The 16,245-nt window shown below is 33.5% G+C and carries 15 protein-coding genes; 12 read left to right on the forward strand and 3 right to left on the reverse strand.

The genetic code is table 11. From position 1 onward, the window contains the following. The first annotated feature begins 9 nt into the window (after window positions 1–9). From ACP7AT_RS02005 to ACP7AT_RS02030, 6 genes are all read left to right on the forward strand, one after another. Window positions 10–1,563 (forward strand): response regulator receiver domain, encoded by a 1,554-nt coding sequence (locus tag ACP7AT_RS02005; protein ID WP_426062687.1) that lies wholly within the window; start codon window positions 10–12, stop codon window positions 1,561–1,563. Window positions 1,564–1,566: 3 nt separating this feature from the next. Further along, window positions 1,567–1,839, forward strand: coding sequence for a hypothetical protein (locus ACP7AT_RS02010; protein WP_426062688.1), 273 nt, complete (start codon window positions 1,567–1,569; stop codon window positions 1,837–1,839). A gap of 86 nt (window positions 1,840–1,925) precedes the next feature. Next, on the forward strand, window positions 1,926–2,339 hold the full coding sequence (locus tag ACP7AT_RS02015) for an HNH endonuclease (RefSeq protein ID WP_426062689.1): 414 nt from the start codon (window positions 1,926–1,928) through the stop codon (window positions 2,337–2,339). Window positions 2,340–2,601: 262 nt separating this feature from the next. After that, window positions 2,602–2,850, forward strand: a complete 249-nt coding sequence (locus ACP7AT_RS02020; protein ID WP_426062690.1) for a hypothetical protein — start codon at window positions 2,602–2,604, stop codon at window positions 2,848–2,850. Window positions 2,851–2,860: 10 nt separating this feature from the next. Then, a complete protein-coding gene (locus ACP7AT_RS02025; RefSeq protein ID WP_426062691.1) occupies window positions 2,861–3,337 on the forward strand; it encodes a very short patch repair endonuclease in 477 nt (158 codons plus the stop codon). Between the two features lie 133 nt (window positions 3,338–3,470). Further along, window positions 3,471–3,785, forward strand: coding sequence for an HPF/RaiA family ribosome-associated protein (locus ACP7AT_RS02030; RefSeq protein ID WP_426062692.1), 315 nt, complete (start codon window positions 3,471–3,473; stop codon window positions 3,783–3,785). Window positions 3,786–3,888: 103 nt separating this feature from the next. On the opposite strand, the gene ACP7AT_RS02035 is transcribed toward ACP7AT_RS02030, so the two are convergent. Next, on the reverse strand, window positions 3,889–5,469 hold the full coding sequence (locus ACP7AT_RS02035; RefSeq protein WP_426062693.1) for a L,D-transpeptidase family protein: 1,581 nt from the start codon (window positions 5,467–5,469) through the stop codon (window positions 3,889–3,891). Between the two features lie 461 nt (window positions 5,470–5,930). On the opposite strand from ACP7AT_RS02035, the gene ACP7AT_RS02040 reads away from it, so the two are divergent. Next, window positions 5,931–8,423 (forward strand): AsmA-like C-terminal region-containing protein, encoded by a 2,493-nt coding sequence (locus tag ACP7AT_RS02040; RefSeq protein WP_426062694.1) that lies wholly within the window; start codon window positions 5,931–5,933, stop codon window positions 8,421–8,423. Then, window positions 8,416–8,946, forward strand: a complete 531-nt coding sequence (locus ACP7AT_RS02045) for a nuclear transport factor 2 family protein (protein WP_426062695.1) — start codon at window positions 8,416–8,418, stop codon at window positions 8,944–8,946. The genes ACP7AT_RS02040 and ACP7AT_RS02045 overlap by 8 nt, the downstream gene beginning before the upstream one ends. A 94-nt stretch (window positions 8,947–9,040) precedes the next feature. Here ACP7AT_RS02045 and ACP7AT_RS02050 read toward each other — a convergent pair whose 3' ends face one another. Together ACP7AT_RS02050 and ACP7AT_RS02055 are read right to left on the reverse strand one after the other, a co-directional pair. Then, complete coding sequence (locus tag ACP7AT_RS02050; RefSeq protein ID WP_426062696.1) at window positions 9,041–11,086, reverse strand: M13 family metallopeptidase; 2,046 nt, start codon at window positions 11,084–11,086, stop codon at window positions 9,041–9,043. A gap of 212 nt (window positions 11,087–11,298) precedes the next feature. Continuing rightward, the gene (locus ACP7AT_RS02055) at window positions 11,299–12,903 is read right to left on the reverse strand and encodes a L,D-transpeptidase family protein (RefSeq protein ID WP_426062697.1); all 1,605 of its coding nucleotides are present in this window, start codon (window positions 12,901–12,903) and stop codon (window positions 11,299–11,301) included. Window positions 12,904–13,136: 233 nt separating this feature from the next. On the opposite strand from ACP7AT_RS02055, the gene trmB reads away from it, so the two are divergent. The 4 genes from trmB to ACP7AT_RS02075 all read left to right on the forward strand — a co-directional run bounded on the left by trmB (window position 13,137) and on the right by ACP7AT_RS02075 (window position 16,216). Then, window positions 13,137–13,814 carry a tRNA (guanosine(46)-N7)-methyltransferase TrmB gene (gene trmB, locus ACP7AT_RS02060; protein WP_426062749.1) on the forward strand — a complete coding sequence of 226 codons (678 nt, stop codon included), beginning with the start codon at window positions 13,137–13,139 and terminating at the stop codon, window positions 13,812–13,814. A 30-nt stretch (window positions 13,815–13,844) separates the two neighbouring features. Next, window positions 13,845–14,480, forward strand: a complete 636-nt coding sequence (locus ACP7AT_RS02065) for a LysE family transporter (RefSeq protein ID WP_426062698.1) — start codon at window positions 13,845–13,847, stop codon at window positions 14,478–14,480. Between the two features lie 48 nt (window positions 14,481–14,528). After that, the gene (locus ACP7AT_RS02070; protein WP_426062699.1) at window positions 14,529–14,858 is read left to right on the forward strand and encodes an MGMT family protein; all 330 of its coding nucleotides are present in this window, start codon (window positions 14,529–14,531) and stop codon (window positions 14,856–14,858) included. 203 nt (window positions 14,859–15,061) lie between these two features. Further along, window positions 15,062–16,216, forward strand: a complete 1,155-nt coding sequence (locus tag ACP7AT_RS02075) for a P-loop NTPase (protein WP_426062700.1) — start codon at window positions 15,062–15,064, stop codon at window positions 16,214–16,216. Window positions 16,217–16,245: the final 29 nt, after the last annotated feature.

Consider the following 16,245-nt stretch of genomic DNA (forward strand, 5'->3'; position numbering starts at 1 on the left):
TTGAAATTAATGAATACATATCAAACCAAAGCTAGCGAAGTAATAAGGGAGTCTATAAAATCTGTAATTTTTATAGATGAAAAAGCTTGGAATCCATTTGATTGCATACCATTCGATGATTCAAATGAAGATCATATTAGAGTTTATAATCTTTATAATAATTTCAAAACAGGAGGTATTTCATTTGACGTTCATACATATAAAAATGGTGATGAAAATTTAATTGAAAATGATTTAGAAAAATATCTTTTTCACAAAAGAGACCTAGTTTTATTGGACTGGGATTTAGACAATTCTGATGTATTCAACGTTAAACCTCTAAAATTTCTTTATGAGATAATTAAACAGAAACAAATTCATTTTTGTTCAATCTATACCGCAACTCCTATATTTGAAACAATTTTACCAAAAATATATTCCTTTTTTTCAGGTATAACTGAAGATATATGTGAGGATATTCTCAATAAAATAAATGAGTATGCGGATGAATTAATACCAATTTTGAAAAAGGCTAATATATATGATTCGACGGAGAATAATAAATTAATTGGGGAAATAAATAATATTAACAAAGATATTTTAGTAAATGTAAAAGAAATAGTTAAAAAAAATTTTCCAGAATCTATAACTTTTTTAAAATTTGCTTTTGATAATACTTTGCCAAAACCTAAGATTCCTCTTTTTTTTAAAATTGAAATGCTCACGACAGATGATAATACAGTATTAATAATCGATAACACTTTAATATCAATTCTAAAAAAAGACGAGAATGAGCCCCAAATGTTAATTGATAATTTTGTTAAAAAAATTACCGAAGACAAAAATAAGAGTTTTTACAAATTACTTGGGCTTGAAATGCAAAATCTTTTTTCTAAGAAAGGAGCTTTTCTTGATCCAAGTATATTAAACATTTCCCTGGATGCATTTTTACATCATAAAAGGCAAATGCACGATGACAATTTTAATGATTTAATTAAAAATGTTTTATTAAAAAACGCAGAACAAAATATAAGTAAAAACAATCTAAACCTATTGGAATCTGATTTTTTAAAAGAAATTGATGATAATCATGAAATCAAACAGCATGAAATTATCTCGATGAATATGTTTTATAATGGTAATTATCTAGATAGTGAAAGAATATTAAATTTTGGAGATATTTTTAAAGATGAAGATAATAATTTTTATTTATGCATAACTGCTTTATGTGATTGCCAATTTCCTTTTGATAAAATAAAGAATAAATTTTACTTTGTTAAACACAACAAAATTTTAACTAATGAAGAGGCTATTGATTATGGTGATTCAGGTTTTATTTCATATATAAATAGTATTTGTTTGAAGTGGTCAACAGATGATGAATTTATAAAACCAATTCAAATATATGTTCCAAACAATAAAATTGAGAAAAACTATATTTTAGCATATGATTGGTTTGATGGTCACCCATTATCTATAAGTTTAGAATATGTTTTTACTTTAAAACAAAACTATGCACAGAGAATTGCTAATCAAGCATTCACCTATCCTGTAAGAGTTGGAGTAGATTTTGTAAAAAAATAACAAATGGCAATCCGCAACCTCTGGACAAAAGAAGAACTAATCCTTGCCTTTAATTTATACTTAAAAATTCCTTTCGGGAAAATGCACAGTACAAATAAAGACATAATTTATCTAGCTAGTTTAATTGGTCGAACTTCAAATTCAGTTGCTATACGATTAGTGAATTTCGCAAGTGTTGATCCAGCCCTACAAGCACGAGGGGTGAAAGGAATGGATGGTAATAAAAATGTAGTAAAACCCATTTGGATGAGTTTTTTCATAATCAAGAAGAGTTAGTCTTTCTCAGTGAACAGATTCTAGCCCAAAAAGAAAATACCTCAATAGAAAACAAATACCAAGACATACTTTTCGACTGAAAAGGTGTGAAAGGAGAAACGTTCATTCGAGAAGTGAAAACAAGGGTAAATCAATCGGTTTTCAGACAAATGGTTTTAACTAATTACACTACTAAATGTGCCATAACAGGGATTGATATTCCTGAATTACTGTTGGCAAGTCATATTGTTCCTTGGTCAAAAAATGAAAATGAAAGATTAAATCCAGAGAATGGAATTTGCCTTTCTGCTCTTTACGACAAAGCATTCGATAAAGGATTAATTGGGGTAAACTCAAGCTATCAAGTGATATTATCTAATGGTTTAAAAAAGAAAAAGGAAACTTCTTTTTACCAAAGTCATTTTGCTTCGATTGAAAACCAAAGAATTATTGATGGAATAAAATATTTACCAAGAAAAGAATTTCTAGAATATCATCTCGATACTATTTTCGAAAAATGAAACAACTAAAATTATTGCTATTTACAGAAATGGAGAGCATAATGGAAACGAAAAAGGATTTTCGATTGAAGATGTAATAAAAAAATACTTGATTACTTCTTCTTTTAAAATGCTTTTAAATGATATTGGATTCTTATCTCAGAATACAGGTTGTTTTGCTCTCGAAAGTATATATCTCATAAAATCAAATACTACATAACTTGGCAAATTAATTTTATCTGATGATAAATTTTCAATATGATTATCAAAATAATTTTAACCGATGAATAATGTAACATGTGTAGAAGTAGACTATTTACGTTCTTCAAGAACAATAGAAACTATTTTATTAGAAAACTCAAGTAAAAAAAGAATCGTATATATCTATAATTATGAAGGATGGCATTTTCGGGTTTTTAATAACATCATCCAAGTTTTAGATTTTTTTGATTATAAATTTGAACCTGAATTTAGTTTTGAAGATGAGGTAGAACTTGGTAAATATCTAGAGAATTTAGATTTGAACTATTGAATTCTTGAAATTGAAATTCCTACTTTTATTGCTGATTTTAAATTGTTTTACCATCGAACGTATCACTCCACAACAACGTTCCAAAAACATGCGAGCCATTCGCAGCACGAACACCAAAGCTGAAGTGCTTTTGGCAAGATCCTTATGGCATCTCGGCTATCGCTACCGTAAAAATAACAGAACTGTTTTTGATAAACCAGATTTAACCTTCAAAAAGCATAAAATAGCTATTTTTGTAGACAGTGAATTCTTCCACGGTAAAGATTGGGAAAATGAAAAAGACCGCGTGAAAACCAATACGGAGTTTTGGCAAAAGAAAATTGAACGCAACATAAAACGAGACATTGAAGTCAACAATTATCTCGAATCACAAATTTGGAAAGTCCTTCGTTTTTGGAGTTTGGAAATAAAAAAAATCTCGAGGATTGTATCACTAAAATACAATCCGAAATTATTTCGAGACAAACCCAAAAAGTACAAACGTTAAGCTGATACGAGAATCCAACCCCATCCTCAACTCCACAATTTCTCTCTTTTATTTTCCCAATGTTTTATTAATTCAGTCGTTTTTTCATACTGCAATCGGTAAATTTGAAAGTCAACATTAAATAAATAAAAATATGATAGTACAGATTAACACAGACAACAATGTAGAAGGAAACGCACGTTTGAAAGCGTATATTGCAGAAGAAGTAGGAACAGCTTTGTCCCGTTTTGAAGATAAAATAACCCGATTAGAAGTGCATCTTGGTGACGAAAACAGTGATAAATCCGGAGTCAATGACAAACGATGCCTTATCGAAGCCAGACCAAATAATATGCAGCCCGTTGCAGTTACCAATCATGCCGATACTACCGAAAAAGCCTTTCAAGGTGCATTAGACAAAATCAAAAAAGTATTAGACACAGCTTTCGAAAAACAGAAAGCGCACTAAATAGTTGCCCGTAGGCAAACAAGCATAAAACTAAAATGACACTGTCTAAATAAGATAGTGTCATTTTTTTTGTTAATTATTCTCACGTGAAAGAAGGTGCTCTTTATTTGTCAAATAATAACGTCGCCAAAGTTTCATCTCTTTTGTATATGTCTTCATAGAAATGTACAACTCCATCATCACTTACCCACGCGGTGAAATAACCAATATAGACCGGAATTTTATTTTTTAGCGTATACCAATATTCCTCCCCGCTATTCATTGCAGTTTCTATCTTTTCAGGATTCCATTTTTTGTCGTTCTTCATAATCATCGCAGCAAGTTCTTTTGGCTTGGCTACCCGTATGCACCCGTGGCTGAACGCACGGTCTTCTTTACCAAATAAACTTTTGGACGGCGTATCGTGCAAATAAATTGCATTCGAATTTGGGAATAAGAACTTTACAAGTCCCAATGAATTTTCCGGGCCGGGTTTTTGTCTCACATAATCATCTTTCCACTCCATATCATGTTCCGCTAAATAATTTGGATTCTTTTCGATGGCAGGAAGAATTTCTTTCTTTAAAATACTTGCGGGCACATTCCAGTACGGTCTAAAAACAATATATTTCATTGGGGCACTAAAAATAACGGTTTTATGCATCGTTTTTCCCACCACAACTTTGGAACGTAATTCCGGGATTCCGTTTCTGAAAAAAGTCAGTTCATACGCTGGAATATTCACAACAATTAGTTCCTTAGATTTGGTAATGTCATTCGAAATCCATCTACAGCGTTCCATATTGACCATGAGGGTTTTGATACGGGCTGCAACGGAAACGTTCATATAATTGATATGTTCGGGCAGAATTGTTTTGTTAATGGTATTGCCACTTCTTTTTTTAAATTTCAAAATTCCTGTAGCTAACTCATCATCATATACAGCACTTTTAGAATCTCGGCTAAGATCACCAGTAATTAATAAACGCGTTCTGATTTGCGCAATTGTAGCGGCACTATCACCAGGTTTATACGATTTGACATTTGGATCTAACGCAATGGTTTTCCATCCGCCTTTTTTTTCTATTTTACGGTATTCCTGCAAGACGTCTTTAAGCAGGTAATATTGTTTTAAAACCCCTTTTTCATCTTTGTTGATAAGCGTAGGATTGATTAACAATGAATCTAAATAATTGACATACGATTGTTTTTTTCTTGGCAAAAACCAGCCTAAATCTTTCGTTTTTTGAGTACTGATACCATCGTATACTTTATCAGCATAAAAAAAGTACAGTGAAGAGCTCAATAGTTCGGTGTCAATATTCGCTTTCTGATTTTCCTCCGGATTGTCATAGATATCTTCTAATTTTTCCTTGTAAGGAATTACGGTTTCGATTCCTTCAACAGCCAAATTGTTCACTTTATTGTACAACAAACCCGCAAATTCATTAAGTCCATCTTTGTCAAACCAGATGTAATGAAATTGATGTTTACGGTATAATTTTTCTACATCGCCCTGATAATTTTTCAGTTTTGGATATTTTTTAAAGAAGGTTTTGATTTGCGTACTGTCAAAAGCAACTTCAATGGTATTTGTACTCGTTTGATTTATTGGCAAATCAATATTGCTTTTCTTTTTACAGGAAACGGCAGTAAATAGTATCGTAAAAACAACAATTAGTATTGGCGAAAATAATTTTTTCATAAGTCAACTTTTAATTTGTGAAGAACACAATTATGGGCCTACAAAAATACGTCAAATCACGTGCCGTACTACCAGAATTGGACGGACTGAGTTTTTCAACTTTAAAATATGACCTGTGGTTTAACAGTAAAAGGGAAAGAAAAATAATTTATAAGTACTTATTAATAAATTAGTTGCGATTTTTTTTTGTTTTCTAAAACGAAATTTAGCGTTGGATAAATTTTTTAAAATCCAAAAATTATGAAAATAATAGTGCTTTTTACACAACTATTTTGCCGTTTTTGTCTCCTGTTATTATAGAGGTAAGGTTTTAATTTAAAGTTTAATACCACTTTTTTGAGGGTGTTATTATTTCAAATACTTTCCGAAGTTTGAAATAGTAAAAGGTACAAGGCTCAAACGGATGTTTAGGAAGCCGAATCATATTTTGTAGATTTAAAGCAGTAGGAAAACCAGTTTTTATGCTATCTTTATTTGAGAACAGTAAAGAAATTCAGATGAACCAATTTTGGCAGGAAACAAAAACATATTTTAAAACAACGGGTTTTAAGAAAATTTTCAAAAGAATTGGTTTTTTCTTCTTGGGAGTAGTTGTGTTTTTTATGCTTTCTTCTGGGCTTTTAGCACTTTATTTTAAAAATAACAAAGCGGAAATTATTACCCAAATCAATATTAAAATCAACGAAAATATTACAGGAAAAATTGATATTGGCGATATTAGATACAAATTTTTAAAAGGCTTTCCCAATATGACTTTGGCATTAAGCCAAGTGGAATTGAAAGACAGTTTGTGGGCTGTTCATAAGCGCACCCTCCTAAAAGCGGAACAAATTGAGATTAGGATTGATCTTTGGGATTTGATTTCCAATGAAATTAATATCGATAAAATCGAAATTCAAAAAGCGACTTTGTATTTATTTAAAGGAAAGAACGGAATCGTAAATACCGGTATTTTTAGACCAAAGCCAAAAGGCAAAAATTCAAAAAGTTCGACTACTTCCACCATCAATGAAATTGTTTTAGACCAAGTGCATTTCATTTCCGAAAATCAAATGGGAAATAAATTGTTTGATTTTAATGTTTTAGCTTTACGAAGCAAAGTAGATTTTGAAGATGACAATTGGCATACCAAAATGTACGTGAAAACGCTTGCCAAAAACATGGCTTTCAATACCAAAAGAGGTAGTTTTATAAAGGAAAAAATCGTTGAAGGCTTTTTGGTTGTTGACTTTTCGAACCAGAAAAACCAAATCAGTGTAGCAACCGAAAATCTCAAAATAGGAATAGAACTTTTTGATATTAACGCACATTTTAGTTTGGACAAAAACAAGTCTCCTTTTGATATTGTTATTAAAACCGACATTTTGTGGAAAGATGCTTCTGAATTATTGAGCGCTAATATTAGTAGCCGAATCAATCAATTTGACTTAAAAAAGCCAATAAATGTGGGTTGTACGATTGTGGGCGATATGAATGCTGAAGGTGATCCGGAGATTGTCGTGACTACGAATATAAAAAATAATGAACTCACGATACCTGACGGAATTATCACCCACTGTAGTTTTGGCGCTACATTCACCAACCAATATAAAAAAGGAGCAGGCTGCAACGATACTAACTCGACAATTACTTTAACAGAATTTTCGGGGAAATACAAAACGATTCCATTTGCAATTCCAATCGGGATTATTTCCAATTTTGAAAAAACCACTGCAGCAGGAAGTTTTAAATCGGATTTTCCCGTTTCCCGACTGAATGAGATAGTCAACAAGGATTTAATGCATTTTTCTAATGGTCAAGCTGAAGTGAATTTGGATTTCAAATTTGATATTAGAGATTTAAAAATACAGAAACCGTTATTCACAGGAAGTGTAGCAGTTAAAAATGCAACAGTTAATTATGGTCCAAGGAATTTGACTTTCGTAAAAACAGAAATTCAGCTTGATTTTACGGAGCAAGCTTTGTTGATAAAAAAAATTAATTTTAAAGACCGTCGCAACACGGTTTTTATGGAAGGAAAAATTAATAATTTCCTGACGTTATATTATGAAAATCCTGAAAAAATGCTCGTTAATTGGGATATTTATGCTCCTTTTCTGGATGTGAAACAGTTTGTAGGTGTTTTTACCAGTTCGGGTAAAAAATCTCCAAAAATCAAGAATAAAAAAGATGATTTTTCAGATGAATTGTATTCAGTAATTGAAAAAAGCCAAATGGTGTTAAATGTTAAAGCAGATAAAATGGTGTATAGTAAGCTCGAAGCGACTAATGCTAAAGCTACCATTTTATTACTTAACAATAAATTAATTGTGAAAAATGGCTGGGTGCAAAGTTCTGGCGGGATAATTTCTTTTGACGGTCAGTTAGCGCCATATGGGGATAATTTCCTTTTGGAATCCAATGCGAAAATCAATCGGGTGAATATTTCCCGTTTCCTGACTTCGTTGAATAATTTTGGGATTGAATCCTTTGAACCTAAAAACATAAAAGGATTTTTGACGTCTTCGGCATCGTTGAAAGGAATGCTGCTTTCCGGCGGACAACTAAAGAAAAATTCGCTTTCCGGCAATGCTAAATTCGATGTGAATCAAGGGACTTTAATCGATTTTAAACCGATTACAAATATTGGAAAATTTGCTTTTCCTTTTAGAAATGTGAACAATATCGTGTTTAGAGATTTGTCAGGAAACTTTAAAATCAATGGCGATTTAGTAGCTGTTAATGATCTGAAAGTGAGCTCCAGCGTTTTAAACTTAGATGTAAACGGCATTTATTCGTTTGACAGAGGGACAAATTTAGCGATCACTATTCCATTGAGAAACCCAAAAAAGGATGAGGGTATCACGGATAAAAATGAAAGAGCTGAAAATCGAAATAAAGGAATTGTATTGCATTTATTAGCCGTTGACGTAGATGGAAAAATAAACATAAAATGGAATAAAAACCATGAATAAACACAAAAAGCACATGAAAATACTACTGACTGTTCTTGTGGTTGTCACTTTATCGGGTTGCAAAAGCACAATGGAGAACCAATCAATTTCAAAAGCAAATATCAACGCCACATTAAATTCCTGGCATAAAGCTGCGGCAGATGCTAACTATAACGATTATTTTTCTGTAATGACTGATGATGCTGTTTTCATTGGTACTGATGCGACGGAGAATTGGGATAAAAAAGCTTTTCAAGCCTATTCAAAGCCACATTTTGATAAAGGAAAAGCGTGGAATTTCACCGCATTAGAACGCCATATTTATTTTGATAAAACGGGTAAAACAGCTTGGTTTGACGAATTGCTGAATACACAAATGAAAATTTGTAGAGGGTCGGGTGTTTTGGTAAAAATAGGCACCGAGTGGAAAATAAAACAATATGTTCTATCGATGACGATTCCAAATGAAAATTCGAATGAAGTCGTTAAAGTAAAGTCAACGCTGGAAGATGCGTTGATACAAACCTTAAATTCGAAGCAATAAATTTATCTTATTAGCTAATCAGTTATTCTTTTTTTTGTACAAAAAAACCTCTGCAAAAAAAGCAGAGGTTTTCAGTAACATATAAACCGGATAATTACCAGATTTTAACTCTTTTCTCGGGTGCCAGATACAATGAGTCTGTTGGTTTTATTTTGAAAGCGGTATAGAACTCAGGAATATTACGCACTACACCATTGACTCTAAATTTTGCGGGTGAATGCGGATCGGTAGCAATTTGATTTCGCAAAGCTTCCTCCCGACTTTTATTTAACCAACATTGTCCCCAACTTAACAATACTCGTTGATCACCCGTAAAGCCATCTAAAACAGGTGATTCTTTTCCTTCCAAACTCATTTTATATGCTTTTATGGCAATGGATAATCCGCCTAAATCGCCAATGTTTTCCCCTTGGGTAAATTCCCCATTTACATTGAGGTCAGGAAATACTTTGAAGGTATTGTACTGTGCGACTAATGCACCTGTTTTTTGCTTAAAAGCGGTTAAATCTTCCGGTGTCCACCAATTGCGCAGCACTCCGTCACCATCAAAGCTACTTCCTTGGTCGTCAAAACCATGGCCTATTTCGTGTCCGATTATTGCACCAATTCCACCATAGTTTGCTGCGTTTTCAACTTTTAAATTAAAGTAAGGTGGCTGCAATATAGCGGCAGGAAATACAATCTCATTAAGTGGCGGATTGTAATATGCGTTTACGGTTTGTGGAGTCATTCCCCATTCAGTTCTGTCAACAGGTTTTCCTAATTTGTTGATTTGTCTGTTGTATTCAAAATCAGTGGCTTTTTGCTGGTTTCCATATAAATCGCCTTTAACAACTTTTAAAGTAGAATAATCTCTCCACTTGTCAGGATAACCAATTTTCGGAGTGAATTTAGAGAGTTTGTCCAAGGCTTGTTTTTTTGTTACCGGACTCATCCAATCCAAGTTTTTTATGCTTTCCCCGTAGGCTTTAAGTAGGTTTTTGACTAACAGTGTTACTTCTTCTTTGGCTTGAGGAGAGAAATGTTTTTTTACATAGACCTTTCCCACTATTTCACCAAGGTTATTATTGACCCTGTCAACACCTCTTCTCCATAGTGGTTGTTGTGTTCGGATTCCGTTCAGGGTTTTGCCATAGAAGTCAAAGTTTTCATTGTCTAAAGCCGTGTTCAAAGATCTTGCCGCTCCATGAATAGCATTCCATTTCAGATAACCTTTCCAAGTAGTTAAAGGTGTTGTTTTAATAATGTTATTGAGCGATTTGAGATAATCAATTTGTGCAACAACAATGTTTTGTTGATTAAGAATTCCGGCGTTTTTTAGCATGTTGTCCCAGTTAAAATCAGGCATAAGTTGGTCCAAATCAGAAATATCATATTTGTTGTACAGTTTTACTATGTCACGGGTTTGTTCTTTTTTCATGTGTTGGGCAGCCAAAGTTGTTTCTAACGCCATGATTTTTTTGGCTAAATCGGGAGCATTGGCAATCCCTCCAAGCTGTAACGTTTTCTCGATATGGATTACGTATTTTTTTTGGATTTCCTTAGATTTAGCATCTACAAGAGAGTAATATTCTCTATCAGGTAATCCTAAACCACCCTGCCAGGAAATAAGCATGTACTGGGTTGGATCTTTTAAATCCTCCATTACCGAAACGGAAAAAGGAATGTTGATTCCGGATTTATTGGCATATCCAAAATAAGCAGCCAAATCATTGTAGTTGTTGATAGCGTCAATTTTTTTGTATTCAGGAAGTAACGGCGCAATTCCTTTTTGATCCCTTATTTTAGTATCCATGAAGGCTTCGTAAAAGTCCCCAATTTTTTGTTCATCAGAACCTGTTGCAAACTTACCTTTGGAGGAAGCTTCAATAATGGCCTTAACGTCTTCTTGTGCTTTTTCATGTACCATATAGCCAACGCCATAAGAGGCTTTATCGTCCGGTATTTTAGTTTTTTTCATCCAAGCGCCGTTGACATACGCATCAAAATTATCACCTGGCTGAATGGATGTGTCCATGTTTTCTGTATTAATTCCGGAAATTGTTTTGTCTGACTTTTCAAAAGTAGAAAAAGCAGCCAACAATAAAATGGACGATGCCAACACTAGTTGTGTTTTAATTGGGTGTGGTTTTGATTTCATAAATTGGGTTTTTAGAATATCAAATATAATATAAAAAATCTCGCATAATCTTATTTAATTGATTATTAGTACATTGATGCTAAAAAAAGTTTAACAGATTAGCTTAAATCATCGAATTCATTTCTTTCTTACGAAATGCCTCTATTTTTTTCGTGTTTTATTCCGTTGAATCAATAAGTTAAGTTCGAAATTAAACCGTGAGTACAGTCCTTTTATTTGGTGTCATCAGAAAAAAGAAGTTCCGCTAAACGGTCGTCACGTTGATAAATGTCATTAAAAAAACTAACTTCACCGGAATCATTTACCCAGGTAGTGAAATATCCAATGTGAACCGGAATTTTCTTTTTTAGGATGCATGTGGTTTCTTTGCCGCCGTCCATGGCTTTCTTGATGCGATCAGCTGGCCAGTCCTTATCATTTTTTAAAATTAAATAAGCCAACTCCTGTGCTTTATTTACATTGATACATCCGTGACTATACGCCCGGTATTCAGAATCAAATAAACTTTTGGCGGGCGAATCGTGTAAATAAATATCGGAGGCACTTGGAAACATAAATTTGACTTTCCCTAAAAGATTTTTAGGACCGGGTTTCTGCCTTACTCTGCCTTTATTATATTCCATGTCATTATCTGCCAAATAGTTTTTGTCGCGGTCCATAGCCGTTTTTATTTCGCTTTGAACGATACTCGTCGGTATGTTCCAGTACGGACTAAATATCAAATGGCTGATATTACTGCTAAAAATGACGGTTTTATTCATGGTTCCGCCCACAAACACATTCGATTCTAATTCGGTTATGCCATTTCTTTTGTAAATCAGTTTAAAAGAGGGAATGTTTATAATGATGTATTCTTCCGCTTTTGTCAACTCTGGAGCAATCCATCTGCAACGTTCCATATTGACCATAATGGTTTTGATGTAATTTTCAATAGGAATATTCATTCTTTGAATGTGGCTTGATGTAATTATATAATCAGGTTTATAGCCATTTCTTTTCTTAAAATTCAGTATTCCGGTCATTAACTCCTCATCGTATAAATTACTTTTGGAATCTTGCTCTAAATCTCCGGTTACAGCGAGTCGTTGTCTGATTTGACCAATGGTCCGTGAGTCATCACCAGGTTTGTATTCCAGTATTGAAGAATCTTTAACTATTAAATTCCAATCTCCATTCTGCTCTATTTGGCGGTATTTTTTTAAAACAGTACGCAATTTGTAATACTGACTAAAGAGCTGTTTCTCATTTTTATCCAATAATTCTGGATCCGCCAACAAAGAATTTAGAAGGGTCTCGTATGAGAGATTTTTTGTTGGTAAAAACCATCCAATTTCTCTGATTTTTTCGATGTCGATGCCTTTATATACTTTTTTTGCATAGAAGATATACATTGCTGATAGTAAAAGCTCTGTTTCGGTGGTGGTAAGATTGTTTGGTGTTTTTTTATTGAAAATCAAGTCAGTTCGTTCTTTGTAGGCAAATCGGGAAAGTAGCCCTTCCTCTTCAAGTTGATTTACTTTGGAATATAATAAATTGGAAAACTCGATAACACCTTTACCATCAAGCCAAATGGAATTATAATCTCTCTTTTTATATAACATCTGAACATCCGATTTGTATTTTTTTAAATTTGGATATGTTTTAAAAAATCTCGAAATAATCGAACTGTCAATCTTGACGAAATATCTTTCTGCTTTGTATTTTGGGAATGTTTGAGCAACATAGGTGTTGGTAATCTTTTTGGCATTGGTATGGTAAGCATAAGCAAGTGAAAAGCTTAATAATAGTAGTGCAATAGATAAAACAACGTTTTTCATAGCATGATTATTTGTATAAAGATACAGAAATATTTTCTTGGTAAAAAGTGAATTAACAATGAAGTTAAGAGTTGAAATAGTACAATTGTCATTTCTTTTGGAAACATTTTTGCAAAAGATTGCATAAAAAACGATTAAGACAATAGTGATTTCGTAAACGTTTTTTCATTTTTTCACTTGTTCACCATTCGGTCTATTATATTTCCTTAATTTTGCCGAAATATTTTGAAAAAGTGGGAAGCAAAAATAAATTAAAAAGATTCAAGGAAAACGAGACATTTACAAATGTTTTTCAACCAACAAGAGAAGAAGTGGTAGCAGATTTATTTCCGCTTAAAGGTAAATGGAATTCGGAATTCTTCAAAAATGAAAATCCATTAGTGCTGGAATTAGGCTGTGGAAAAGGGGAATATTCTGTTGGTCTTGCTGAAAGGTATCCAAATAAAAATTTTGTTGGAATCGATATCAAAGGAGCACGTTTCTGGCGTGGAGCCAAAACGGCAGTTGAAACCGGATTATACAATGTGGCTTTTATCAGAACCCAAATTGAATTGATCAACCATATTTTTGCTGAAAACGAAGTAGATGAAATCTGGATTACATTTCCGGATCCACAAATCAAATACAAACGCACGAAACACAGAATGACAAATTCGGAGTTTTTGCAATTGTATAAAAAAATCCTCAAAAAAGAAGGTGTTGTAAACTTGAAAACCGACAGTGAATTCATGCATGGATATACCCTTGGATTGTTGCACGGCGAAGGACATGAAGTTTTGTACGCCAATCATAATGTATACGTAAACGAGGGAAGTCCGGAGGAAGTGACCGCATTTCAAACTTTTTATGAAAAACAATATTTGGAAGTTAACAAAGCAATTACGTATATTCGATTTAAAATTAAAGAATAGTTTTACTTTTTCGATTCTTGCACTTTACCTATGAATTTATTTACTTCTTTACTATTGGGTTTTATTACTGCCTTTATAGGGATTACGCCTCCGGGATTAATCAATATGACAGCAGCTAAAGTAAATCTCAAAGAAGGAAAAAGAAGTGCTTACTGGTTTGTTCTAGGTGCGGTAATTGTAATTTTCTTTCAGGCAGCGCTCGCAATATTGTTTGCGCAATTTATTAAAGAGCACCCGGATGTAATTGTTTTGCTGCGTGAAGTGGGTTTGGGAATATTTGCATCATTGACAGTCTATTTCTTGTTAATTGCTAAAAAACCCAAAAAGAAAAAAGAAATAATTAAAAAAAAGAGCACTTCCACTCGTTTTTTTCTTGGAGTGCTGCTCTCAGCACTTAACTTTTTCCCCATTCCTTATTATGTTTTTGTAAGTGTTACGTTAGCGTCTTACAATTTGTTTTATTTCGAAATGTTTCATGTTTTTATTTTTGTTTCAGGGGTCGTATTAGGCTCTTTTTTAGTGTTTTACTTTTATATTACTTTCTTTCAGAAAATTCAAGATAAAACAGATTATTTCATGCGCAATATGAATACCATCATAGGAAGCATTACAGGATTAATCTCTTTAATCACTTTAATCAATATTATTCGGTATTATTTAAAGTAGATTTTTAACCAAAACCATAAGAATTTCTTTTTTATTAGATGTAAAACCATGTCAAATGACAATTTTTTCGAAAGAGTGTATGCCGTCGCCAGACAAATTCCTTATGGGAAAGTCACTTCGTATGGCGCCATAGCAAAGTCCTTGGGAACCGCTCGTTCTGCTCGAATGGTTGGCTGGGCAATGAATGCTTCGCATAGTCTTGAAGATGTTCCGGCACATCGTGTCGTGAACCGAAAAGGATTACTGACCGGGAAATTGCATTTTGAAGGAACCAATCTGATGCAACAATTATTGGAAAACGAGGGAATTGTTGTGATTGACAACCAAATTGTGGATTTCGAGAAACATTTCTGGCAACCTGATGTTCGATTGGAATAATTGATTAGATTTTCGTCTTCATAATACTGTTTCGCGATTAAAAACTTTAATTAGATGATAACCAACATCAATTTTCGCATCAATAAATCCGATACAAATCCTTTACAATAAGAACTTTTCATAGTATCTTTGTAATCTGAAATCAGTTTAAATAAAGATAATATTCTGGCGCTAAAATGCCAATAGAAAACAGTAAACTAAAAATGAAATTAGACAGAAAAGACATTCTTAAAGCTTTAGAAACGATTACTATAGCGGGAGAAGGAAAAAATATGGTTGAAAGTGGCGCGATAGCAAATGTGATTACTTTTGGCGATGAGGTTGTGGTAGATTTAGTATTGCACACGCCGGCAATGCACATTAAAAAACGTGCTGAAGACGATATCAAAAAAACAATTCTTGAATTAGTATCTCCAGATGCTAAAATCAAAGTCAATAGTAAAGTTGAAGTTCCAGACAAACCGGAAATTAAAGGAAAATCAATACCGGGAATCAAAAATATCATTGGAGTTGCTTCTGGTAAAGGAGGAGTAGGTAAATCTACTGTTACAGCAAATCTAGCGGTTTCACTAGCCAAAATGGGTTTTTCAGTAGGAATTTTGGATGCTGATATTTACGGACCATCGATGCCAATCATGTTTGACGTAGAAAATGAAAAACCAATCTCTGTCATGGTGGATGGGAAATCAAAAATGAAACCCGTGGAAAGCTACGAGGTGAAAATTCTTTCGATTGGATTTTTTACAGCACCGAGTCAAGCGGTAATTTGGAGAGGACCTATGGCTTCCAAAGCATTGAACCAAATGATTTTTGATGCGGACTGGGGAGAATTAGATTTTATGTTAGTTGATTTGCCTCCGGGAACAGGAGATATTCACCTTTCTATCGTGCAATCATTACCTATCACAGGTGTTGTAATTGTAAGTACGCCACAAGCTGTAGCTTTGGCCGATGCTAAAAAAGGAGTTTCTATGTTCATGTCAGAAGCTATAAATGTTCCTGTTTTAGGAATTATTGAAAACATGGCGTATTTCACACCAGAAGACTCGAGCGAAAGCGAACAGGCGAAGCAATTACCTGAAAATAAATACTACATCTTTGGAAAAGAAGGAGCCAGAAATCTTGCAGAGGATTTGAGTGTTCCGTTCCTTGGTGAAGTGCCAATCGTACAATCCATCCGTGAAGCAGGAGATTACGGTCGTCCGGCAGCGATGCAAACAGGTTCCGTTATCGAAACTGTTTTCGAAGAAATCACCAGAAATGTGGTGCGGGAAGTAGTAGGCAGAAACGAAAATTTACCTGCAACAGAGGCTGTTAAAATTACAACTATGGCCGGTTGTTCCGCAGTAAAAAAATAGACTACTTAGATTTTTAGACTACTTAGACA

It is taken from the genome of Flavobacterium sp. DSP2-3-1 (genome assembly GCF_049896865.1).
GTDB lineage: Bacteria > Bacteroidota > Bacteroidia > Flavobacteriales > Flavobacteriaceae > Flavobacterium.